Source organism: Roseivivax sediminis (assembly GCF_900112685.1).
Lineage (GTDB): Bacteria > Pseudomonadota > Alphaproteobacteria > Rhodobacterales > Rhodobacteraceae > Roseivivax > Roseivivax sediminis.
This window is the reverse complement of the sequence record NZ_FOMS01000016.1, coordinates 1-20,820: the sequence shown is the minus strand read 5'-3', so window position 1 is coordinate 20,820 and position 20,820 is coordinate 1. Positions and strand designations below refer to the sequence as shown.

At 67.0% G+C, this 20,820-nt stretch carries 24 protein-coding genes; 8 read left to right on the top strand and 16 right to left on the bottom strand.

All coding sequences use genetic code 11. From position 1 onward, the window contains the following. Positions 1-12 precede the first annotated feature (12 nt). From F3H57_RS19440 to dusB, 4 genes are all read right to left on the bottom strand, one after another. Positions 13-2,280, bottom strand: coding sequence for a sensor histidine kinase (locus F3H57_RS19440; RefSeq protein WP_223163158.1), 2,268 nt, complete (start codon positions 2,278-2,280; stop codon positions 13-15). 121 nt (positions 2,281-2,401) lie between these two features. Next, the gene (locus F3H57_RS19435) at positions 2,402-3,772 is read right to left on the bottom strand and encodes a response regulator (RefSeq protein WP_149758157.1); all 1,371 of its coding nucleotides are present in this window, start codon (positions 3,770-3,772) and stop codon (positions 2,402-2,404) included. Further along, the gene (locus tag F3H57_RS19430; protein ID WP_149758155.1) at positions 3,772-4,857 is read right to left on the bottom strand and encodes a two-component system sensor histidine kinase NtrB; all 1,086 of its coding nucleotides are present in this window, start codon (positions 4,855-4,857) and stop codon (positions 3,772-3,774) included. Before F3H57_RS19430 ends, F3H57_RS19435 begins: the two co-directional genes overlap by 1 nt. Continuing rightward, positions 4,854-5,801 carry a tRNA dihydrouridine synthase DusB gene (gene dusB, locus F3H57_RS19425; protein WP_223163157.1) on the bottom strand — a complete coding sequence of 316 codons (948 nt, stop codon included), beginning with the start codon at positions 5,799-5,801 and terminating at the stop codon, positions 4,854-4,856. Before dusB ends, F3H57_RS19430 begins: the two co-directional genes overlap by 4 nt. Before the next feature lie 213 nt (positions 5,802-6,014). Here dusB and ispD point away from each other — a divergent pair, with 213 nt between their 5' ends. From ispD to F3H57_RS19410, 4 genes are read left to right on the top strand one after another with little or no spacing between them, the layout of a single operon-like run. After that, positions 6,015-6,686 (top strand): 2-C-methyl-D-erythritol 4-phosphate cytidylyltransferase, encoded by a 672-nt coding sequence (gene ispD, locus F3H57_RS22905; protein WP_188129757.1) that lies wholly within the window; start codon positions 6,015-6,017, stop codon positions 6,684-6,686. Further along, positions 6,667-7,146, top strand: coding sequence for a 2-C-methyl-D-erythritol 2,4-cyclodiphosphate synthase (gene ispF, locus F3H57_RS22900; protein WP_188129756.1), 480 nt, complete (start codon positions 6,667-6,669; stop codon positions 7,144-7,146). The genes ispD and ispF overlap by 20 nt, the downstream gene beginning before the upstream one ends. Beyond that, positions 7,143-7,631, top strand: a complete 489-nt coding sequence (locus F3H57_RS19415) for a phosphatidylglycerophosphatase A family protein (protein WP_149758151.1) — start codon at positions 7,143-7,145, stop codon at positions 7,629-7,631. The genes ispF and F3H57_RS19415 overlap by 4 nt, the downstream gene beginning before the upstream one ends. Continuing rightward, a complete protein-coding gene (locus F3H57_RS19410) occupies positions 7,628-8,107 on the top strand; it encodes a CinA family protein (RefSeq protein WP_149758149.1) in 480 nt (159 codons plus the stop codon). Before F3H57_RS19415 ends, F3H57_RS19410 begins: the two co-directional genes overlap by 4 nt. A gap of 10 nt (positions 8,108-8,117) precedes the next feature. Here the strand turns inward: F3H57_RS19410 and F3H57_RS19405 are convergent, their stop codons facing one another. After that, positions 8,118-8,354, bottom strand: coding sequence for a hypothetical protein (locus tag F3H57_RS19405; RefSeq protein ID WP_149758147.1), 237 nt, complete (start codon positions 8,352-8,354; stop codon positions 8,118-8,120). Between the two features lie 101 nt (positions 8,355-8,455). Continuing rightward, on the bottom strand, positions 8,456-8,899 hold the full coding sequence (locus F3H57_RS19400; RefSeq protein WP_149758145.1) for a type II toxin-antitoxin system RatA family toxin: 444 nt from the start codon (positions 8,897-8,899) through the stop codon (positions 8,456-8,458). 76 nt (positions 8,900-8,975) lie between these two features. On the opposite strand from F3H57_RS19400, the gene hpt reads away from it, so the two are divergent. Next, complete coding sequence (gene hpt / locus F3H57_RS19395) at positions 8,976-9,509, top strand: hypoxanthine phosphoribosyltransferase (RefSeq protein ID WP_149758143.1); 534 nt, start codon at positions 8,976-8,978, stop codon at positions 9,507-9,509. Continuing rightward, positions 9,509-9,691, top strand: a complete 183-nt coding sequence (locus tag F3H57_RS19390) for a hypothetical protein (protein WP_149758141.1) — start codon at positions 9,509-9,511, stop codon at positions 9,689-9,691. The genes hpt and F3H57_RS19390 overlap by 1 nt, the downstream gene beginning before the upstream one ends. Here F3H57_RS19390 and arsJ read toward each other — a convergent pair. From arsJ to F3H57_RS19345, 10 genes are all read right to left on the bottom strand, one after another. Next, complete coding sequence (arsJ, locus tag F3H57_RS19385; RefSeq protein ID WP_223163156.1) at positions 9,688-10,953, bottom strand: organoarsenical effux MFS transporter ArsJ; 1,266 nt, start codon at positions 10,951-10,953, stop codon at positions 9,688-9,690. The genes F3H57_RS19390 and arsJ overlap by 4 nt on opposite strands. Continuing rightward, positions 10,950-11,948, bottom strand: a complete 999-nt coding sequence (locus F3H57_RS19380) for an ArsJ-associated glyceraldehyde-3-phosphate dehydrogenase (RefSeq protein ID WP_149758137.1) — start codon at positions 11,946-11,948, stop codon at positions 10,950-10,952. The genes arsJ and F3H57_RS19380 overlap by 4 nt, the downstream gene beginning before the upstream one ends. Next, positions 11,945-12,787: a metalloregulator ArsR/SmtB family transcription factor gene (locus F3H57_RS19375; protein WP_149758136.1), complete on the bottom strand. Its 843-nt coding sequence runs from the start codon at positions 12,785-12,787 to the stop codon at positions 11,945-11,947. The genes F3H57_RS19380 and F3H57_RS19375 overlap by 4 nt, the downstream gene beginning before the upstream one ends. 42 nt (positions 12,788-12,829) lie before the next feature. Beyond that, a complete protein-coding gene (ade, locus tag F3H57_RS19370) occupies positions 12,830-14,524 on the bottom strand; it encodes an adenine deaminase (RefSeq protein WP_149758134.1) in 1,695 nt (564 codons plus the stop codon). A gap of 115 nt (positions 14,525-14,639) precedes the next feature. Continuing rightward, a complete protein-coding gene (locus F3H57_RS22355) occupies positions 14,640-14,792 on the bottom strand; it encodes a hypothetical protein (protein WP_188129755.1) in 153 nt (50 codons plus the stop codon). A gap of 121 nt (positions 14,793-14,913) precedes the next feature. Continuing rightward, complete coding sequence (locus tag F3H57_RS19365) at positions 14,914-15,654, bottom strand: gamma-glutamyl-gamma-aminobutyrate hydrolase family protein (RefSeq protein WP_149758132.1); 741 nt, start codon at positions 15,652-15,654, stop codon at positions 14,914-14,916. Beyond that, positions 15,651-16,601 (bottom strand): amidoligase family protein, encoded by a 951-nt coding sequence (locus F3H57_RS19360; RefSeq protein ID WP_223163155.1) that lies wholly within the window; start codon positions 16,599-16,601, stop codon positions 15,651-15,653. Before F3H57_RS19360 ends, F3H57_RS19365 begins: the two co-directional genes overlap by 4 nt. A gap of 10 nt (positions 16,602-16,611) precedes the next feature. Next, on the bottom strand, positions 16,612-18,339 hold the full coding sequence (locus F3H57_RS19355; protein ID WP_149758130.1) for a sensor histidine kinase: 1,728 nt from the start codon (positions 18,337-18,339) through the stop codon (positions 16,612-16,614). A 3-nt stretch (positions 18,340-18,342) separates the two neighbouring features. Beyond that, a complete protein-coding gene (locus tag F3H57_RS19350) occupies positions 18,343-18,900 on the bottom strand; it encodes an RNA polymerase sigma factor (RefSeq protein ID WP_149758128.1) in 558 nt (185 codons plus the stop codon). Then, the gene (locus tag F3H57_RS19345; RefSeq protein WP_149758126.1) at positions 18,897-19,094 is read right to left on the bottom strand and encodes a NepR family anti-sigma factor; all 198 of its coding nucleotides are present in this window, start codon (positions 19,092-19,094) and stop codon (positions 18,897-18,899) included. The genes F3H57_RS19350 and F3H57_RS19345 overlap by 4 nt, the downstream gene beginning before the upstream one ends. A 108-nt stretch (positions 19,095-19,202) precedes the next feature. On the opposite strand from F3H57_RS19345, the gene F3H57_RS19340 reads away from it, so the two are divergent. Both F3H57_RS19340 and F3H57_RS19335 read left to right on the top strand, forming a co-directional pair. After that, complete coding sequence (locus tag F3H57_RS19340; protein WP_149758124.1) at positions 19,203-20,000, top strand: response regulator; 798 nt, start codon at positions 19,203-19,205, stop codon at positions 19,998-20,000. Between the two features lie 120 nt (positions 20,001-20,120). After that, positions 20,121-20,360 carry a PepSY domain-containing protein gene (locus F3H57_RS19335; RefSeq protein WP_149758122.1) on the top strand — a complete coding sequence of 80 codons (240 nt, stop codon included), beginning with the start codon at positions 20,121-20,123 and terminating at the stop codon, positions 20,358-20,360. Positions 20,361-20,820 lie beyond the last annotated feature (460 nt).

Below are 20,820 nucleotides of genomic sequence, written 5' to 3'. Positions count from 1 at the left end.
TGCCCTCTCCGTTCAAACCGTTTCCGCCGCGCGCGCGGCCTCTTGTGGCGGCGCGTCGGCCACCGGCAGGCGCACCACGGCCATCGCGCCGCGATGCCCTGCCCAGCCTTCGGGCGCCGGCGCATCTTCGAGCGACAGCGTGCCGCCGTGTTCCTCGATGATCTTCTTGACGATGGGCAGGCCGAGCCCGGTGCCCTTGTCGCGGGTGGTCACGTACGGCTCGAAGAGCCGCGCGCGGTCTTCCGGGAGGCCGATGCCGTTGTCGATGATCCGGATCTCGGCAAAGCCGCCGCCCGGCGTGAGCGTGACGCCGATCGTCGGAACGTGGCCCTCGGGCGCGCCCTTCTCCTGCAGGCTCTCGATGGCCTCGCCGGCGTTCTTCATCAGGTTGGTCAGCGCCTGGCTGATCATCGTGGCGTCGAGCGAGGCGCGCAATTCGATGTCCGGCAGGTCGATGTCGAACCGCACGCCGGGTTGGCCGGTCTCCTGCAGCAGGACCGCCCCGCGCAGAAGCCCGGTCAGGTCTTCGTCCTTTCGCTCGGGCTCCGGCATCCGGGCAAATTTGGAAAACTCGTCGACGATGCGGCGCAGGTCGTTGGTCTGGCGCACGATTACGTCGGTCATCTGGTCGAGCCGCGCGGCCTCGTCCTCCTCCAGCCCCCTGCGGTAGCGCCGCTTGATGCGTTCGGCGGATAGCTGGATCGGCGTGAGCGGGTTCTTGATCTCGTGCGCGATGCGGCGGGCGACGTCGCCCCAGGCCGCGAGGCGCTGCGCGCTGACAAGGTCGGTCACGTCATCGAAGGCGACCACGTAACCTTCAAGGCTGCGATCCTCGCGGCGGCGCGTGGACATGCGCACCAGGAGATGTTCGAGCCGGCCCTCGCGGCTTACCTTCACCTCTTCCTGCACGACCTCGGCGCCGGTGGATTGCAGCCGGTCGAAGAGCGCGCCGAATTCCGGCACCGCGACGTGGATCGGCAGGCTCTGGTTCTCTTCCTGCCAGTCCAGCAGCCGCTCGGCCGAGCGGTTCACGAAAGCCACACGCCCTTCGGCGTCGAGTCCGGCGACGCCCGAGGTGACCGAGGTCAGAACCGAGTCGAAGAGCCGTTGGCGCCGCTCGATCTGCCGCGTGTTCTCCAGCAGGCGCTCGCGCTGGCGCTTGAGCTGGCGGGTCATCTGGTTGAAGTAGCGGCCGAGCATGGCGATTTCGTCGTCGCCGGTATCCTCCTTGACCTGCACGTCGAGATCCCCTGCCCCGACCCGCTGCGCCGCGCCGGTCAGACGGCCAACCGGGCGCGACAGCCGCTCGGCGAACCACAGGCCCAGCCAGACCGCCGCGAGGATCAGCAACACCGCAAACCCCAGATAGAGCAGCGCGAAATCGAAGAGCCGCCTTCCCCGTTCGCTTTCTTGCTGCTGGTAGAAGCGCGCGGTTTCCTGCGTGTCGTCGAGAAGGTTGAGGATGTCGCCGTCGACGGTGCGCGTCACGTAGAGGTAGCGGTCCACGAAGGCCGGCAGCGGCACCAACGCGCGGAGTTCGTCGTTGTCCCAGTCGGGGATCAGCGTGATACCGTTCGCGTCCGCCTCGGCAAAGTCGATCTGTCCGGGCTGTTCGTAGTAGAATCGGTACGACCCTTCGCCACGGGCGTGGATTTCCCCGACGCCGTCGATGACGAAGGCTTCCGAAAGACCGCGCTGGATCTGCAACTGGCCGCTGGCGAGCATGTCGCGCAGGAGCCCGTCGGTCAGCAGCGGTGCGGCGCGGCGGTTGGCGTCGAGGAAGGCGGCCAGTTCCTGCGCATCGGCCTGAAGATCGGCGCGATGCTCTTCCTCGTAGGCCTCGGCAGCCTCGAGCGAGGCGCCGACGACGTTCTGCACGCGGGTGGAGAACCAGGTCTCCAGCCCGGCATTGATCGTCAACACGCCGAAGACGGCCACCGTGATCGTGGGCAGCAGCGCCATCAGCGCGAAGACGCCGGTAAGCCGCAGGTGCAGCCGCGAGCCCGCCGACTGCGCCCGGCGCGCGGCGATGAGCGCGGCGACACGCGACAGCACGAGACCGGCGATGAGGATGATGTAGACGAGGTCCGCAAGCAGCACGAGCCGCAGCGTCGTCGTATCGGCCGAGCCGCGGTCGAGCGGTCCGAGCACCATGTACGTTATGACAGCCAGGATCGGCCCGAGCAGGACCAGCCCCAGGGTCGCCGCGTTCTGTACGCGGCGCTGCCGTCTCAACCGGTCGATACGCGACCAGTCGATGCCTCGTGCCCGAGTGGCCACAACCGCCCCTCGCCGTTATGGACTGCCTCACGCAGTCGACCGCCGTATATTGTGGTCTCTCCGTCACAGCCTGCACCTGTTCGGCACACCGCTGCGACAGGGCCACGGTTCTGTTGCGGTTTTACATCAACTTGCGGCGGCGTGTCACGCGAATATCGAGGTCGGTGATCTTCTTTCTCAGGGTATTGCGGTTGATCCCGAGCAGATCGGCACATTTTGCCTGATTTCCGCCCGTTGCCTCCAGCGCGATCTCGATGAGCGGTGCCTCCACCTCGCGCAGGATACGCGCGTAGAGACCCGGAGGCGGCAGCATGTTCCCGTGCAGGTCGAAATACCGCCGCAGGTGCCGCGCGACCGAGGTGCCGAGCTTCTCCGACTCGCCGCCTTTCAGGATCGGCCCGGTCTCGGGCTGGTTGCCGAGCACCGCCTCCACCTCGCCGCGCGTGATCTCGTCGGCGCGGGAGGTCAGAGACAGACGCCGCACCGCGTTCTCGAGCTGGCGCACGTTGCCGGGCCAGGAATACTGGCGGAACAGCTCCGCCGCCTCTTCGGAGAGCCAGCGCTTCGGCCCGCCCTCGCGTTCGACTCGGGCGAGGAAATGGTCGGTCAGCAGCGCGATGTCTTCGACCCGTTCGCGCAGGGACGGCACGTTGATCGTCGCGCCCGACAGCCGGTAATAGAGGTCGCGGCGCACGTGCCCTTCCTCCATCGCGTGAGCGAGGTCGATCTGCGAGGTCGCCATAAAGCGTGGGACGTGATCGCCGGGCACGTCCATCATCCGCACGATGCGCGCCTGCACCTCGTCGGGCGTATCCGCGATCTCGTCGATCAGGAGCGTGCCGCCCTTCACCCGCGCGAGCACCCGCGACGGCCCTTCGAGGTCGGACAGGTCGGCCGCCGTGACGGTCACGAAGGGCAGCGTGCGGCGGTCCGAGAAATCGTGGATCGCCTTGGCGATCAGCGACTTGCCGGTGCCGCTCTCGCCGCAGACGAGGACCGGCAGATCGGTGTTCATCACCTTCGCCACCAGCCGGTAGAGCGCTTGCATGGCGGCCGTCTTGCCGACGAGCGGCAATTCGTCCGGGGCATCCGCGCCGATCGCCGGATCCTCCCGCTTGGGCGCGCGGTTGCGGTTCTCCAGCGCCCGCGCGGTGCGCTTCATCAGGTCGGGCAGATCGAAGGGCTTGGGAAGGTAATCGTAGGCCTCGGCCTCCGCCGCCTGAATCGCCGTCATGATCGTGTTCTGCGCCGAGATCACGATGACCGGCAGGTCGGGCCGGTCGTGCTGGATCTTCGGCAGCATCTCGAGCCCGTTGCCGTCGGGCATGACCACGTCCGAGATCACCACGTCTCCCTTGCCCTCGCCCACCCAGCGCATGAGCGTGGTCAAGGACGAGGTCGCATGAACCTTGCAACCGGCCCGCGTCAGCGCCTGCGTCAGCACCGTGCGGATCGTGCGATCGTCGTCGGCGACAAGTACCGTGCCGTCCATCAGTCGTTCTCCTTGGCATCGCGGGGCGCGCGCGGCAGCGAGATGCGGAACCGCGTCCGCCCCGGCACGCTGTCGACGGAGATCCATCCGCCGTGGTCCGAAATGATCTTCGACACCAGCGCGAGGCCGAGCCCGGTGCCGTTTTCCTTGCCCGACACGAACGGATCGAAGACGTCGCCCTTGATGTCGGGCGGCAGGCCCGGGCCGTCGTCCTCGATCTCGATCTGCAGGGGCACGGACTGGCCCGATCCATCGGCCCGGCGCAGGCGGAAGCTGTGTTCGTAGAAGGTCCGCAGGCGGATCTTGCCGCCCTCCTTGGAATCGGCCGCTTCGGAGGCGTTCTTAAGAAGGTTCAGGATCACCTGAAGAAGCTGATCGGGATCCCCCAGCGCCAGCGGCAGCGAGGGGTCGTAGTCCTCCACGATCTTCATGTGCCCGCCGAACCCGAGCTGCGCGGAGCGCCGCGCGCGGTCGAGCACGTCGTGCAGATTGACCGGCCGCAGCTCCGGCGGCGAAAGATTGCCGAACTGCTCCACCTGTTCGAGCAGTTTCACCACCCGCCGCGTCTCCGCCACGATGAGATCGGTCAGCTCCAGGTCTTCCTTGGAGAGGTTCATCGACAGAAGCTGTGCCGCCCCCGCGATCCCCGCGAGTGGATTCTTGATCTCGTGCGCGAGCATCTCGGCCATGCCGATGGCAGACTTGGCGGCGGACTTCACCGAATGGCTCTGCGTCATGCGCCCGGCCAGTTCGCGCGGGGAAATCAGCATGATCATCCAGCCCGGCTGGCCTGTCACCGGCGCGATGTGGAGCGAGCAAACCAGCGGCGCGCGGTTGCCGGTGCCGACATCCACGTCGTTGACGAAGAGTGGCGTGCCCTGTTCGCGGGCCCGCAGGAGGCTTTCTTCCAGCGGCGCGTCGACGGCGAGCCGGTCCCAGATGGGTTGCCCCACGAGCCAGCGGGCGGAGTTGTTCATGAACCCCTCGGCCGCCGGGTTGAGATCTGCGATGTGATCGCCGCCGTCGATCAGGATCGCGGGAACGGGAAGCGACGACCAGATGTCGGCCCGGGAGGATGCGCTCATGCCGCTTGCCTTTCCGTGCCGATGGCCGACGCAAGCTGCCCGAGAACGCGCGCGGGGTCGCCTTCGGTCAGCACCGCCCGGCGCAGCTCTGCCGGCGTGCCCGCGTCGTCCATGTACCAGCCGAGGTGCTTGCGCGCGACGCGCACGCCCAGACCGGCGCCATAGAACCTCAGCATCGCCTCGTAATGTTCTGAAATCATGTCGACCAGCGTGTTACCTTCGGGAGTCTCCGGTGGCGCGCAATACCCCAGTGCGGCACCGATCCGCGCCAGCTGCCAGGGTCGCCCCTGCGCCCCGCGCCCGATCATAACGCCGTCGGCGCCGGAGAGCCGCAGCGCCTCGCGGGCGCTGCCCGAGTCGGTGATGTCGCCGTTGGTGATAACGGGCACAGACACCGCCTCTTTCACCGCGCGGATCGCGGCCCAGTCGGCGTGCCCCCTGTAGAACTGGCAGCGCGTGCGGCCGTGGATCACGATCATCGCGATGCCGGCCTCTTCGGCGCGGCGGGCGATCTGCGGCGCGTTCAGCAGCCGGTCGTCCCAGCCCAGCCGCGTCTTCAGCGTGACCGGCACCGGCGAGGCTGCGACCACCGCCTCGATCAGCCGCAGCGCGTGATCGGGGTCGCGCATCAGCGCGGACCCCGAATAGCCGCCCACAACCTTCTTGGCCGGGCAGCCCATGTTGATGTCGATGACGGCCGCGCCGTTCGCGGCCACCATGCGTGCGGCCTCTCCCATCCAGTAGGGATCGCGGCCCGCGAGCTGGACGGAGGTGCCCGCCGCGCCGAGGCCGAGCTCGGCTTTCTCGCGCACGGCCCACTTGCCCTGCACCATTTCCTGGCTGGCGATCATCTCGGACACGACGAGCCCGGCGCCGAACCGCGACACCAGGTCGCGGAACGGCAGATCCGTGATGCCCGCGAGCGGTGCCAGAAGCACCGGCATGGGAAGGGTTCGATCTCTCAGGGTGACGCTCAAGCGATTATTCCTTGTGCACTCTGTCCCAGCTATCGCGGCGACTGACGGCATTCAATTCCCTCGGCGGCTTGCGCGACCGCGAATAAGGCGCATGCCTATTTTTTCATCGCCTGACGCGGGATGATTGCGCGCACCCCGCGCACCGCCTAGAGAGAGCGCGGCAGGAAAGGACCCCTCCCGATGCGTCACGCCGCCCTTATCGTCGCGGCCGGCCGCGGCACGCGGGCCGGCGGGCCGCTTCCCAAGCAATGGCAGGAGATCGCGGGCCGCAGCGTCACGCGCTGGACGCTTGAGGCGTTCGCCCATCTCGACGCGCTTGTGCTCGTGATCCATCCCGGCGACCGGGTGCGGGCCGAAGCGGCCTGCGAGGGGCTGAACGTGCGGATGGTCGCCGGCGGTGACACGCGCGCTTTGTCGGTGCGCAAGGGGTTGGAGGCGCTGGTGGCCCCTGCCCCCGAGGTGGTGCTGATCCACGACGTTGCCCGCCCCTGCGTGCCGCGCGCGGTGATCGACGGCGTGATCGACGCTCTGGGCACCACCCCCGGCGCGGCCCCGGCGCTGCCGGTGACCGATGCGCTCTGGCGCGCGGTGGACGGGCGGGTCGCCGCTACGCTCCCGCGCGACGGGCTCTACCGCGCGCAGACGCCGCAGGGCTTCCGCTTCCGCGCGATCCTCGATGCGCATATGTCCCATCCCGGCGGCGCGGCGGACGATGTGGAGGTCGCGCGCACCAGCGGCCTCGATGTGACCGTGACCGAGGGCGCCGAGGAGAACATGAAGATCACCACCGCCGGGGATCTCGCCCGCGCGGCCCGCATTCTGGAGCAGAGGCATGGACATACGACTGGGTAACGGATTCGACGTCCACCGGTTCACGGACGGGGACGGCGTCACGCTCTGCGGCGTGCATGTGCGGCACGACGCGGCCCTCGACGGCCATTCGGACGCCGACGTCGGCATGCACGCCGCCACGGACGCGATCTACGGCGCGCTCGCCGAGGGTGATATCGGCACGCATTTCCCGCCCTCCGACCCGCAATGGCAGGGCGCCGAAAGCAGGATCTTCCTGCGCCACGCCGCCGACCTCGCGCGGGAGCGGGGCTTCGAGCTGTCGAACATCGACGTCACGCTTGTCTGCGAGGCGCCGAAGATCGGCCCGCACGCCGCGAAGATGCGCAAGGTGATGGCCGATATCGCCGGGCTCGCCGTGGACCGGGTGTCGGTCAAGGCCACAACGTCCGAACGGCTCGGCTTCACCGGGCGCGGCGAGGGCATCGCCGCGCTTGCCACCTGCGCGCTGGTGCGGACATGAGCCGCGCGATCGCAACCCTCTTCGGCGTCGGACTCATGCGGCCCGGCCCCGGTACCTGGGGCTCGCTCGCGGCGCTGCCGCTCTTTTGGGTGCTGCATGCACTGGGCGGAATCATTCTGGCGCTTGTCGCCACGCTCGCCGTCATCGCCGCCGGCACGGCCGCGATCCGCGCGGCGACGGCCGGGTCAGAGGACAAGGACCCCGGCGAGATCGTCATCGACGAGGTCGCGGGCCAGTGGATCGCGCTTCTGCCGGTGTCGTACGGCGCGGCCTTCGCGGGCGTGCCGGTGCTGGCGCTCTGGCCCGGCTGGGTGGCGGCCTTCGCGCTCTTCCGGCTCTTCGACATCTGGAAGCCGTGGCTCGTCGGCCGGGCTGACCGGCGCGGCGACGTCTGGGGCGTGATGATGGACGACGTCGTGGCCGGGGTGTTCGCAGCGCTCGGCGTTGTCGTCCTCGGCGCGTTCTGGCACGTGGTGCTGATGTGACCCGGGCGCTGGCAGAGGCCATCCGGGTCGCCGCCGCGGGCCGCGGCCTGACGGTCACCACCGCCGAAAGCTGCACCGGGGGGATGGTGGCCGCCGCGCTCACCGATGTCGCCGGATCCTCTGCGATCTTCGAACGCGGCTTTGTCACCTACTCCAACGCCGCAAAGACGGAGATGCTCGGCGTATCGCCCGAAACGCTCGAGCGAAACGGCGCGGTGTCCGAAGCCGTGGTGCGCGAGATGGCCGAAGGCGCCCGGGATGCGGCGCATGCCGACCTCGCCGTGGCGATCAGCGGCATCGCCGGCCCGGGCGGATCGGAGCACAAGCCCGAGGGACGGGTCTGTTTCGCGCTGGCCGACGGTGCCGCGACCCGGGTCGAGACGGTCGATTTCGGCGCCATCGGCCGCGCCGAGGTGCGCACCGCCGCGACGCACCACGCGCTGGAGATGCTGCACGGCGCGTTTGCGGCGGACTGATCGGCGGTCCTCAGCCGGACTTCAGCATCTGCAGCTGTTCCGGCGGGGCGCCGAGGATCTGGGCCATGCGATAGGCGTTCGACGCCGCGCCCTGCCCGTCCATCGCCTGGATCTGCGCGTCCAACTCGCGCCGTGCGGCCTCGGCCGCCGCCTGCGCCTCCTGGTTGAACTCCGCCTGCCGGTCGAGCACGCCCGTCTGCATCTGCGGTACTTGCGGCGCGCCGCCGCCCGAAATTCCGGACATCATCCGAACCTCCTTGGTTGCGTGGGTTTCGAGGTTCGGAACTGCGCGCGAAATGCGGCAAGCCCTTGGCGGAGCCGCGCATTTCGTAACAGAAGGTTAATGCCTCAGCCGTAGAGCTTGGCCGCCCGGCGTTCGAACGCGCGCACGATGCGCTGCATCGCGTCGTTGAAGACGACGCCGATGATCGACCTCAACACCGCGTTCTTGAACTCGAAATCCACGAAGAAGGTGACCTCGCAGCCGCCCTCCACGTCCTTGAAGGACCAGCGGCTCTCCATGTAGCGGAACGGCCCGTCGATATATTCGGTGTCGATGGTCCTGGACTCCGGCCAGAGCGTGACCTTGCTGCCGAAGCGTTCGCGGAACACCCGGAAAGAGATCACCAGGTCCGCGAACATCACGGTGTGGTCGCCGTGATCCTCGGTCGACCGCACGCGGGCGGCCGCGCACCAGGGCAGGAATTCGGGGTAGCTGCCCACGTCGGCCACCAGATCGTACATCTGCTGGGCGCTATAGGGCAGCACCTTCGTCTCGGAATGCGTCGTCATCGGGCGCCCCGGGTCTTTCGCGTGACAGTGCTCCGCGATGTCGTATGGTGCGCGCGGAAAATCAAGGGAAGAGCGGATGTCGCGTCCATATGTCATCGAGGAAATGATCTCGGCCAAGTCCATCGCCGCGAAGGTCGAGGATCTCGCCCGCGAGATCACTGCCGAGTTCCGGGACACCGAGCAGCTCGTGGTGGTCGGCCTGCTGCGCGGGTCGTTCATCTTCATTGCCGACCTCGTGCGCGAGCTGAAACTGCCGGTGGAGGTCGATTTCCTGGAGGTCTCGTCCTACGGCAACGCGATGGAATCCAGCCGCGAGGTGCGCATCCTCAAGGACCTGCGCGCCGCGATCGAGGGTCGCGACGTGCTTGTGGTGGAGGACATCGTCGACACCGGCCACACGCTTCGGCACGTGGTCGGCCTTCTGCAATCCCGCGGGCCGAGGCGGCTGAAGACCATCGCGCTTCTGGATAAACCGTCGCGGCGGGAGACCGACATCAAGGCCGACTGGACCGGTTTCGAGATCCCCGACGAATTCGTCGTCGGCTACGGCATCGACTACGCGCAGCGCGACCGCAACCTGCCCCATATCGGCAAGGTGCGTTTCACCTGATGAACCCGCTGTGGCTTCTGCGGATGCGCAAATGGGCGCAGCACCCGCCGTCCTGGCGCCGGGTACTGCTTGTGCTTGCCGTGGTGGCGATTTGCGCGGCACTCTTCGCGCTCGAACGCTGGGCGCTCCTGCCCGAATGGATGACGGCCGATCCACGCGGACCGGGCCGCGTGCCGCGCTAGGCGGGCACGGGCTCCGCCCCCGGCCGCAGCTTCGCCGCGCCGAGCGCCGAAAGCCCGAGGAAAACCGCCGCCGTCATCAGGCAGAGCCCGACCCCGCCGATCTGGTAGGTGACTCCCGAGGCGAGCGTGCCCAGAAGCCGCCCGGCGGCGTTGGCCATGTAGTAGAATCCGACGTCCATCGTCACCCGCTCCCCGCTCGTGAAGTGCAGGATGAGGTAGGAGTGCAGCGACGAATTGACCGCGAAGATCGCGCCGAAGAGCAGCAGCCCCGCGATCAGCGTCACGGTGGTTGGCGTGCTCTCGCCCAGCGTCCAGACCACCACGGCGAGCGCCGCGGGGATCGCGATAAGCGCCGAGACCCAGCCCCGGGCCGCGCCGACGAGGTCATCCTCGGGCCGGTCATTCGCCCTCAGCAGCTTGGGCGCCCAGGCCTGAACCCCGCCGTAGAGGATCGTCCACACCGCCATGAAGGTGCCGATGACGAAGAAGGCGATGCGGTTGCCCTCTTCCGATCCGTCCGACAGGACGGCGTAGAAGTAGATCGGGATCCCGACGACGAACCACACATCACGCGCGCCGAACAGGAAGACCCGCGCCGCCGAGAGCCAATTGACGTTGGCGTCCTTGGAGATGACCTCGTTGAATTTCGCCTCCTTGCGACCCTTCGGCAGACCCGCGGGCATCTTCAGCGCCACCGCCGCGAAGATCAGGGCCAGCACGAAACCCATTCCCACGACCGACGCGGTAAAGCCCGCCAGCGCCAGCAGCCCCGCGCCTAGGAGGAAGCCAACCCCCTTCACCGCGTTCTTCGAGCCGGTCAGCACCGCCACCCAGCGGAAGAGCCCGCCCCGCCCCTTCGGCGCGAGCAGCTTGACCGCGCTTTTGGAGGACATCTTGGCGAGGTCCTTGGCCACGCCCGACGCACCCTGTACCGCCATCACATAGACGACCGAGAAGCCGACCGCCCAACCGGGATCGAGCTGCGCCAGCGCCGCCAGCGCAACGATCTGCAGCGCCAATCCCGCATAGAGCGTCGAGGTCAGACCAAAGCGCGCCGCGATCCAGCCCGCGCCCAGGTTGGTGATAATCCCCGCGAGTTCATAAAGGATAAACAGATAGGCAAGCTGCACCGGCGAGAAGCCCAGCGTGTGGAAGTGCAGCAGCACCAGCATCCGCAGCGCGCCGTCGGTGACCATGAACGCCCAGTAGGCCGCCGTGACCGCGATATAGGCGGAGAGGCCCTCGGGCCGGGGCGCGTTCACAACCGGTCCCCCACCATGCGGGCGACGTCCACCAGCCGGTGCGCGTAGCCCCATTCGTTATCGTACCACGCGTAGACCTTCACCTGCGTGCCGTTCACCACCATGGTCGACGGCGCGTCGACGATGGCGGAGCGCGGATCGTTGGTGAAGTCGGAGGAGACGAGCGGGCGCTCCTCGTAGCCCAGAATGCCGCGCAGCGGACCCTCTGACGCCGCCCTGAAGAGGGCGTTTACCTCTTCGGCGCTGGTCTCGCGCTCCACCTCGAAGACGCAATCGGTCAGCGAGGCGTTCAGGAGCGGGATGCGCACCGCGTGCCCGTTCAGCCGGCCCTTCAGCTCGGGATAGATCAGCGTGATCGCGGTGGCGCTGCCGGTCGTGGTCGGGATCATCGAGTTGAGCGCGGAACGCGCGCGCCGCAAATCTTTCGCGGGCCGGTCGACGATCGTCTGCGTGTTCGTCACGTCGTGAATAGTCGTTATACTTCCATGCTTTATGCCGATATTCTCATGTATCACCTTCACCACCGGCGCGAGGCAGTTGGTGGTGCAGGACGCCGCGGTGACGATTTCGTGGCGCGTCGGATCATAGGTGGCGTCGTTGACGCCATAGACGATGTTCGCGGCTTTCTCCTCTTTCACCGGGGCGGAGACGACGACCTTCTTCACGCCGGCCTCGAAATAGGGGGCCAGCTTCGCCGCGGACTTGAAGACCCCGGTGCAATCCACCACGACGTCCACGTCTTCCAGCGGCAGCTTCGCCGGATCCTTTTGCGACAGGCACGGCAACCGGGTGCCGTTCACGGTGATGCTGCTCTCGTCGGCGTCGAAATCAGCGTCCCAGCGGCCATGCACGCTATCGAATTCCAGGAGATGCGCGTGCATCGCCGGATCGCCCACCGCGTCGTTGATCCAGGCGATCTCAAGCCCGGCCTCGAGCATCGGCTTCAGGGCCAGTTTCCCGATCCGGCCAAGGCCGTTCAGCGCGTAGGTGGTCATGCGGACTCCGTGTCGTCGAGACGGGCGATGTCATCTACGCGCCTTTGCAGCGTGGCGCGGTCAAGCGCCTCCAGGGGCAGCGCCAGGAAGGCCTGAATGCGATTGCGCAGACCGCCATAGACGCTCTGGAATGCCAGCATCCGCTCGGCCTCGGTGCCGGTGGCCGCGACCGGGTCGGGTTGGCCCCAATGGGCCGACACGGGCTGACCGGGCCAGGCCGGGCACTCCTCGTTCGCGGCGCGGTCGCAGACCGTGAAGACAAAGTCGAATTGCGGCGCGTCCGCGCCCTGGAACTCCGCGATGGTCTTGGAGCGCAGGCGCGAGACGTCGTGTCCCTTGTCGCGCAAGAGCGCCACCGCCAGCGGATTGAGCTCCGAGAACGGCTTGGTGCCGGCGGAGTGGACGTCGAACCGGTCGCGGCCGAGATCGCGCAGGAGCGCCTCGGCAAAGATCGACCGGGCCGAATTGCCGGTGCAGATGAAGAGCGCAGTGTAGCGACGGTCGGACATGTCTCGGGTCTCCCGTAGAGGTCCCCACCAGGGGATGCAGCTTGCGACGCGCCCCCGGCAGCACTCGCCGACGAGGGTTTCCACCAGCTCCGCCGCACCCTCGACATCGGCGCGGTAAAGCCGCGCAGTCCCGCTACGGGCTTCGGCTATCAGACCCGCTTGACGCAGGTGTGACAGATGCGCGGAGAGCGTCGAGGCCGGCAGGCCGAGCACAGCGGCAATCTCTCCGGCCCGGAGTGCGTCCGGTGCGCGCCGGATCAGCAGCCGGAACACCGAAAGCCGCGCGGGATGGGCGAGTGCGGCAAGCTGGGGAACGATTCTTTCTTCCATATTTCTGGAAGTACAGAAATATAGTCATCCGAGCAAGCGTCGTCAGCCGATGATCTCGAACTTCGTGACGTCGACCATGCCGCGGTCGGTTATCTTGAGCGCCGGGATCACCGGCAGCGCCAGGAAGGCCAGTTGCAGGAACGGCTCATGCAGCGTCACGCCAAGGTCCTTGGCCGCCGCGCGCAATGTCGTCAGCCGATCGCGCACCTCCTCGAAGGGCTCCAGCGACATGAGCCCCGCGACGGGCAGCGCCAGTTCCGCCGCCACATTGCCGCCCTCGGCCACCACGAAGCCGCCCTCGATCTCGGAGAGCCGGTTCACCGCGCAGGCGATATCGTCATAGTCCACGCCGACGGCGACGATGTTGTGGTGGTCGTGGCAGACCGTCGCGGCGATGGCGCCGCGCGACATGCCGAAGCCCCGCACGAAGCCCGTGGCGATGTTGCCGTTTAAGCCATGCCGTTCGACCACGGCGATGCGCACGAGGTCACGGGCGGGATCGGGCCGCTTGTCGCCGTCCTGCACCGGGATCGTCTCGTGCAGGTGGTCGGTCAGGATCTGGCCCTCGCGGATGCCGATGACGTCGGTCTCTTCGCGATTGCCCCGCGCCCGGAAATCCGCCGCGACGACGCGCGGAGCGCGGACGGAGCTGCGCCCCACCGGCTCGAGCGCCGGCCGGGCGTCGAAGGCAGCCGCGTCCGCCACCGTGCCCCCCGCGATCACCAGCGACACATCGCACGCCTCGAGCGAACCGACCCCGACGATATCCGCGCGGTAGCCCGGCGCGATCAGACCGCGATCCCTCAGCCCGAATGCCTCGGCCGCCGACAGCGACGCCGCGCGGTATGCGGCCAGCGGCGGTGTGCCGCGCGCGATCAGCGTGCGGATCATGTAATCGAGGTGCCCCTCTTCCGCGATGTCGAGCGGATTGCGATCGTCGGTGCACAGGCACATGTAGGGCGCGGTGCGCTCGTTCAGCACCGCGTGAAGGGCATTCAGATCCTTTGACACGGACCCTTCGCGGATCAGCACGCGCATGCCCTTCCGCAGCTTTTCCAGCGCCTCCTCGGCACTCGTTGCCTCGTGCTCCGTCCTTATTCCGGCGGCGCAATAGGCATTGAGATCCTGGCCGGACAGCAGCGGGCAATGGCCGTCGATGTGTCCGCCCTCGAACAGGCGCAGCTTCTCCATCGCCTGCGGATCGCGGTGGATCACCCCGGGGTAATTCATGAATTCGGCGAGCCCGATGCCCGACGGATGGCCCCGCAATGCCGCGAGGTCATCGGCGGTGAGCGTCGCGCCTGCCGTCTCCATGTGGGTGGAGGGCACGCAGGACGACAGTTGCACGCGCAGATCCATCACCGTGCGCTCCGCGGCATCCTGGAAATAGCGGATGCCATCGGCCCCGATCACGTTGGCGATCTCGTGCGGATCGCAGATCGCGGTGGTCACTCCGTGCGGCGTCACGCAGCGATCGAATTCCAGCGGCGTGACGAGCGAGGATTCCACGTGCAGATGCGTGTCGATGAAGCCGGGAACGAGCGTCAGGCCCGTGACGTCGATCACCTGTTTGCCGTCATACTTCGCCGCGGTTCCGACGACGCGGTCGCCGCAGATCGCTATATCCCCCTCGATCCATCCGCCGGTGACGAGGTCGAGCACACGGCCCCCGCGCAGGACGAGATCGGCGGGGATTTCGCCGCGCGCGGCGGCGATGCGGGTTTCGAGATCGGACATCGGGGGCCTCCGGTCAGCTGCGTCCGGATCACAGAACCGCAGCGCGCCGCCGGTGAAAAGGCCGCATGAAGAAAAGGGGCGCCACAGTGGGCGCCCCTTTCCGGCAAGATGCGGGTCAGTGCGACCGGCTGTCCCGGGCCAGAGAGGACATGCGCCTGTCGTTGTGCCGCGTGCGGTCCTCGCGCCTCGTTCGTCCGGTCGTCGCATAGATCAGGACCGCAACGAACGACAATGCGCCCAGCCCTATGATGAAGACGTCTGTGGACATTTGCGCTCGGTTCCTCACTTGGTTTGAAGAAAGAACCGGTGGGCGGACCGCAAGTTCCTTCACAGGCGCGGGAGCCCCAGATTTAGTGTCAGGTCGGCAACAGATCACGTATACCGAGTCTCTACGACGCTGCCACATCGGGCACGGCGTTGGCCCGCGCTTCCGCCTCCGCGGCGTCCACCTGGCCGGAATTGGCACGACGCGCCCGCGCGGCCTCGATCAGGGCGCGGAACAGCCGCCGGTGGGCGCGGCGGTAGAAGATGTGTTCGGGATGCCATTGCACACCGATGGCAAAGGGATCGCGCGTGCGCTCGATCGCCTGGATCATACCGCCCTCGTCGCGGGCGGCGACGCGCAGCTCGCTTCCAATGCGCTTCACCGCCTGGGTGTGCAGCGCGTTGACGCGCATGCAGCCGGTGCCGGTGGTGCGCGCAAGCAGGCTCTCGCGGTCGAGATCGACCCGCTTCAACGGCAGGATCGTCCGCACGTAGCGCGAGTCGTAGACGTCGTAGGCCGATTGATGCAGATCCCCCCCCAGCACGACGTTCAGCATCTGCGCGCCGCGGCAGATGCCCAGAACCGGCAGGTTGCGGTCGAACGCCTCGCGGATCACCTGCGTCTCCAGCGCATCGCGCGCCGGATCGAGCCGCACGCCGAGTCGCACCTCGCCGCCGTAGAGCGTCGGCGCGATGTCGTCGCCGCCGCCGATCACCACCGCGTCGACCTTGTCGAGATCGACCTCGCGGCCCGCCCGCCACTTGACCGCGCGCCCGCCCGCGAGGCGGATGTTCAGCCACATGAGCGGGAAGATGCGCCAGCCCGAGCGGCGCGAGACGGTGACGCCGACGACGGGGCGGCTCATGCGAAGTCTCCGAACCGGTCGACGGTCTTCTGCGTCCAGTCACTGCGCGTGGTGGTCAGCGCGTCCCGGTGGGCGCGCCATTCGCGGGCAAGTTCGCGCACGAGTCCGGAATCCTCGGACATGCGTTCGATCCGAACCCAGCGGTTCCATTCCAGCGCCAGCGACCAGTCCGGCTCGTCGATGCGGCAATCGGGAAGCCGGTAATGGAAGGTCGGCCGCGGCGAGATCGACGACAGGTCGATCCGCGCTGCGACGCGATCCCGGTCGATATGGGAAAACAGAGACAGCATGTCGAGCCCGTGATTCCGCGACGGCGCACGATCGAGATAGAGGTCGATGAGCGCCGCCATGTTCGGCAGGACCTTTCCCGCCAGCCCGTCGAGCAGAGCGCGCGGATAGGGATCGACGAACGGCAGCATCCGCCGCGCGATGTCGATGCCCATCTCGCGGCGCAGCGCATCCTCGCAGAAGGCGTAGACCGACAGGACCGGCAGCACATCCGACAGGTCGGTCGACACCACCTCCGGATTGAAATGCACGCCGTACCCCGCCACGAGGCCGGAGGCCGTGCCCGTGGCCCCAGCTCCGCGCAACGCGGCGAGCAAGGTGTCAAGCGCCGCGATGCCTTCGGGTGCGATCGGGCTGGTGACGATCTCCACCGGGACGATGGTGCGGGCCATGGAATGCAGCCCCTCGCCCCACCAGCCGTCCGGGCGCTTCAGGAGTGCGGTATCGAGGTAGACCTGCAAATCGCCCGCGGCGCTGCCGGTGACGATATAGCCCTTTTCCTCGCCCTGAGAGATGGAGCCGCCCAGCTCCGCCGCCACGGTCTCGGCAACCCGCGCCTCGTCGAGCCCGCCGAATTCGACCTCCACACCGACGCGCCTGGGCGTGCCCGCCGCGGTGTCGGGCCGCGGCAACGGGGCGATGGGAGGCGGGCTGGGCACGGCGATTCCTTCAGTAATCGACGACTTCGGGTTTGAAATCGGACAGCCGGAACAGCACCGTCACACGGTAACGCCCCTTCTCGATCCCCTGGTTGAGCGTGCCGCCGAGCTGGGTCGAGAAAGCCTGGATCAGCCGATTGCCGAGGCCGGTGCGCGTTGCGTCCTCGTCGGGCGGCTGCTCGCTGCAGCTGTTGGCGACCTCCAGGATCACGCCGCGGTCGACGGCGTCGCGCTTGAGGTCGACATGCAGCCGGTAGATCCCGTCGGAATCGGGGCCCATGTACTTGCCTGCATTGGTCAGCGCTTCGGCCACCAGCAGCGACATCGGCACCGCCTGGTCGGGATAGACCTCGATTTCCGCGAGGCTCTTGGTCACCTCCAGCGTCACGTCGCTGTCGCGCGAGACGATGCTCATCTGCTCGATCAGATCCGACAGAAGCTGCGCTGCGTTAACATGGCCCAGATCGCCGGTCTGGTAGAGATTGCGGTGGATCGTGGCGAGCCCGCGGATGCGTTCCTGAAGTCGTTGCAGCACGAGCCGGGTCTCGTTCGACTCGCTCTGCCGGATCTGCATGTTCATGATCGAAGAGATAAGCTGAAGGTTGTTCTTCACCCGGTGGTGGACTTCCTTCAGCAGAATCGTCTTCTCGCGCAGCGTGTTCTCGAGCTGCGCCTCGTCCTGCATGATGGAATCGGCCATGTGCAGGAAGTCGTTTTCCATGTCCCGCAACTCCAGCGCCATGTCGGCGACGGCGCTTTGTGCCGGCACGCGGCGGTCGCGGGCAAAGCTGCGCATCTGGTGGCGCAGCGTGCGGATATGCCGGATCACCAGCCGGTTCACGGCAAGGTATGCGACGATAACGCTCGCCGCCCACATGATGAGCGGCAAGGATCGCGCAAGGCCCGACGTACCGAGCGTGGTTGCGGCCGAACTGTCCTGCGGCCAGACACTCAGCGCATAGACCAGGTCCGGCACCACGGGGGCGAGCGCGAAGATCCGCTCCGTCCCGTCGGCGCCGCGGGCGAGGAAGGAATGCTCGGCCGCGTCGGCGAGCGAGGACAGGTCGATATCGGCCGGCAGGAGCCTCTGGGCCCGTTCGTAGCCGGTCCCGGTCGTCAGGATCTGCCCCGTCCGGCTGAAGGTCACGAGGTCGAGATATTCGGCTCCGCGCGGCTCGCCGCGGCGAATGAACTCCACCGGGACGGAGATTGCGACATGCCCTTGCAGCACGCCGTCGACCTCGAACGGTTCGGAGACGACGACCACCGGGCTGGGGCTGACGGCAGGGTTGTCGACGCGCACCACCGAAGGAAACGGTTCCTGGATCGACCTGACGATCTGCGGAAACTCGGAAAGGTCGACGGTGCGTCCCGCCGAGGAACATTTCACGCGGCCGCTCTTCAGCAATACGCCCACGAAGGTGTAATTCTGGCTCGACTCCCGGAAGTCCGACAGAAACCGGTCGCACTGGTCGGCGTCGGCGGCGACGATAGATCCGGTCGCCCCGATCGCCTGCGCGGCGCCGAGCGCGCGCAGGACGTTCCGGCGTTCAGAGGTGGCGGCATTCTCGGTTATGCCGGTCACGCTCAACTGCGATCGGGCCCGCGTCTCTTCCTCAAGCTGGGTGGTCTGCCAATAGGCAACGAGGCCCAATGGTACCAGCGCGATGGTCAGAAAGCCGATGATGCGGGCGCCGAGCCCGCTCGGGACCGGCCTCGGACCAGTGGCGCCGATCATGTATCACCCCGCTGCGGACGATCGGTTGCCCGACACCACAGCCATCGTCGCGCTGTCAGTCATCTCGAGCGCCTCGTCCTCGGTCAGATTCATCAACTGCGCGAGTCGGGCCCGCGCCCGGTTGGTGCGGCTCTTGATGGTTCCGACTGCGACGCCGCACATATCTGCGGCCTCCTCGTAGGAGAAACCGGAGGCCCCGACAAGGATCAACGCCTCGCGCTGTTCGTCGTTGAGCTGCGCGAAGGCGCGCCGGAAGTCGGCGAGCTGCAACCGGCCGTCATGGGCCGGCTTCTCCGAGAGGCCCTCGGTCATAAGACCGTCGGCATCCGATACCTCGCGGCCCGCCTTCCGACGGTTGGAATAGTAGGTATTGCGCAGGATCGTGAACAACCACGCACGCATGTTGGTGCCAGGCTCGAAGGTGTGGATCTTTGTCCACGCCTTGACGAGACTGTCCTGCACCATGTCGTCGGCGAGCGCGGAGTTGCGCGTCAGGCTGAGGGCGAAGGCCCGCATCGCCGGAAGGTGCTTCACGATCTCGTCACGGGGATCATCGCTCATGAGTTGCGTGCGCTCCGGACCTGAGTCGGCGCACTCTCACTCGCATCCGCGCCGGACTTCTCCTGCTCTTTCAACTGGTCGAGCAGCGTAAGAAATCGGTCGGGCACATCTTCGTTGAGCATGTCCTGGTAAACACGCTTCAGGTTATCATCGATCACTTGGGCCTGCTTTGTCTTATCCCGGGTCTGAGCCATAGTTGTCCTTCACGCGCAAATTGGCCACATACTCGCCACCTAGCTCGGGAACAAACTGCGGGAACCCGCGTTCGGTTCCCAAGAAAGTTTTCCGAAGGGACGTACTCCATGACACAAGACCTGAGCAGCGAGATCGGCGCGGCACTTCCGTATCTGCGTCGCTATGCACGCGCGCTCACCGGGTCGCAGACGACCGGGGACAAGTATGCAGCCGCCACTCTCGAGGCGGTCCTCACCGACAGAACGATGGTGCAGGAAGCGAGTTCCGGGAAAGTCGGACTTTTCCAGGTGTTTCACGGTATCTGGGTGACCACCGGCGCGCCGGTCACCGAGGACGACACGGGCCCGCGCGCCGCGGCGCAGCGGCACCTCGCCAAGCTGACGACCAACAGCCGCGAGGCACTGCTGCTGCACACGATCGAGGAATTCACCATGTCCGAGGTCGGTGAAATCATGCAGACCGGTCCCGACGAGGCCGAGACGCTGATCTCCACCGCACGGCGCGAGATGGCCGACGGCATGTCCGGCCGGGTGCTGATCATCGAGGACGAGGCGATCATCGCCATGGACCTCGAGAGCATCGTCGCGGATCTGGGTCACCGTGTGACGGGCGTGGCGCGCACGCGCGAAGGTGCGGTGAAGCTGTCGGGGCAGGAAACGCCGGATCTCATCCTCGCCGACATCCAGCTGGCGGACAATTCCTCTGGGGTCGACGCGGTCAACGATATCCTCGGGGAACTGGGCGAGCGTCCGGTGATCTTCATCACCGCCTTCCCGGAACGTCTGCTGACCGGCGACAAGCCGGAGCCCGCATTCCTGATCTCCAAGCCCTATTCGGAGGATCAGGTGCGCTCGGCCATCAGCCAGGCAATGTTCTTTTCGTCGACCGAGACGCTGCGCGCCTGACCGCGCGGCACCTCGGCCGTCTTTCTGCGGGTCTGTCCATTGCGGGACAGGCCCGCGTTGTCCATCTTCGGAGGAAGCGGCGCCTTGGATGTGCGCCCCTGTCTCCGAAGGATCGCCAGGATGCCCCGCTTCGCCGCCTTCGCCCTCTGCCTGACAGCCCTGGCGCCGCCTGCCGCCGCGCAGGGAACGGATGTGGGCCGTGTGCTCCAGGTTCTCGCGGAGATGGGCTGCGAGGTCAGTCCCGCCGATATCGAGAAGGCCGGCTCGGGCTACGCGCTGCACGATGTGTTGTGCCCCGACGGGCGCTACGAGATCGTGCTCGACGGCGACTTTCGGGTAACGTCACGAACACCGAAGTGATGCAAGCCGTGCGTGGCGGGCCGGTTTCCCGTCAGCAAGGTCACCGCGAAAGCTTTGCGCTCGCCGATGGCTCTCCGGGATCGGATGCCAGTTTTCGCTCCGGTCTGCGCGACCGTGACGTTACGCAACGTCGGCGGTTTTCGCTAACGTGCGTTGTTTTCCAGCGTGTTCGCGTAAAAGGTGAACTGAATTTACAGAGCGATCCGACATAGGGAAAATTATTTACTGACTTTTTTATTGGTTCTAATGGGTTATTTATTTATTTTCGCATTCGCGTATCCTTCCGGCAAATCGTGCGGGCGCCGCCAGACGCGGCGCCGTTGTCGGAGGAGGAGCGCATGACCGAACTGCCGAAAACGTTCAGCCCGAGCGCAGCGACGGTGTCGCGGGCGCATGTTGACGAGGCGCGTTACGAGGAGATGTATCGCCGGTCGGTGGAGGATCCCGAGGGGTTCTGGGC

Excerpts from the sequence above, each read along its gene's own strand:
- ispD (WP_188129757.1), top strand. The coding sequence starts at position 6,015 with ATGCGTCACGCCGCCCTTATCGTCGCGGCCGGCCGCGGCACGCGGGCC.
- F3H57_RS19390 (WP_149758141.1), top strand. The coding sequence starts at position 9,509 with ATGAACCCGCTGTGGCTTCTGCGGATGCGCAAATGGGCGCAGCACCCG.
- F3H57_RS19345 (WP_149758126.1), bottom strand. The coding sequence starts at position 19,094 with ATGGCTCAGACCCGGGATAAGACAAAGCAGGCCCAAGTGATCGATGAT.
- F3H57_RS19405 (WP_149758147.1), bottom strand. The coding sequence starts at position 8,354 with ATGATGTCCGGAATTTCGGGCGGCGGCGCGCCGCAAGTACCGCAGATG.
- F3H57_RS19430 (WP_149758155.1), bottom strand. The coding sequence starts at position 4,857 with ATGAGCGCATCCTCCCGGGCCGACATCTGGTCGTCGCTTCCCGTTCCC.
- F3H57_RS19435 (WP_149758157.1), bottom strand. The coding sequence starts at position 3,772 with ATGGACGGCACGGTACTTGTCGCCGACGACGATCGCACGATCCGCACG.
- F3H57_RS19340 (WP_149758124.1), top strand. The coding sequence starts at position 19,203 with ATGACACAAGACCTGAGCAGCGAGATCGGCGCGGCACTTCCGTATCTG.
- dusB (WP_223163157.1), bottom strand. The coding sequence starts at position 5,801 with ATGCCGGTGCTTCTGGCACCGCTCGCGGGCATCACGGATCTGCCGTTC.
- F3H57_RS19350 (WP_149758128.1), bottom strand. The coding sequence starts at position 18,900 with ATGAGCGATGATCCCCGTGACGAGATCGTGAAGCACCTTCCGGCGATG.
- F3H57_RS19415 (WP_149758151.1), top strand. The coding sequence starts at position 7,143 with ATGAGCCGCGCGATCGCAACCCTCTTCGGCGTCGGACTCATGCGGCCC.
- F3H57_RS19355 (WP_149758130.1), bottom strand. The coding sequence starts at position 18,339 with ATGATCGGCGCCACTGGTCCGAGGCCGGTCCCGAGCGGGCTCGGCGCC.
- F3H57_RS22355 (WP_188129755.1), bottom strand. The coding sequence starts at position 14,792 with ATGTCCACAGACGTCTTCATCATAGGGCTGGGCGCATTGTCGTTCGTT.
- ispF (WP_188129756.1), top strand. The coding sequence starts at position 6,667 with ATGGACATACGACTGGGTAACGGATTCGACGTCCACCGGTTCACGGAC.
- F3H57_RS19380 (WP_149758137.1), bottom strand. The coding sequence starts at position 11,948 with ATGACCACCTACGCGCTGAACGGCCTTGGCCGGATCGGGAAACTGGCC.
- ade (WP_149758134.1), bottom strand. The coding sequence starts at position 14,524 with ATGTCCGATCTCGAAACCCGCATCGCCGCCGCGCGCGGCGAAATCCCC.
- hpt (WP_149758143.1), top strand. The coding sequence starts at position 8,976 with ATGTCGCGTCCATATGTCATCGAGGAAATGATCTCGGCCAAGTCCATC.
- F3H57_RS19335 (WP_149758122.1), top strand. The coding sequence starts at position 20,121 with ATGCCCCGCTTCGCCGCCTTCGCCCTCTGCCTGACAGCCCTGGCGCCG.
- F3H57_RS19365 (WP_149758132.1), bottom strand. The coding sequence starts at position 15,654 with ATGAGCCGCCCCGTCGTCGGCGTCACCGTCTCGCGCCGCTCGGGCTGG.
- F3H57_RS19400 (WP_149758145.1), bottom strand. The coding sequence starts at position 8,899 with ATGACGACGCATTCCGAGACGAAGGTGCTGCCCTATAGCGCCCAGCAG.
- F3H57_RS19375 (WP_149758136.1), bottom strand. The coding sequence starts at position 12,787 with ATGGAAGAAAGAATCGTTCCCCAGCTTGCCGCACTCGCCCATCCCGCG.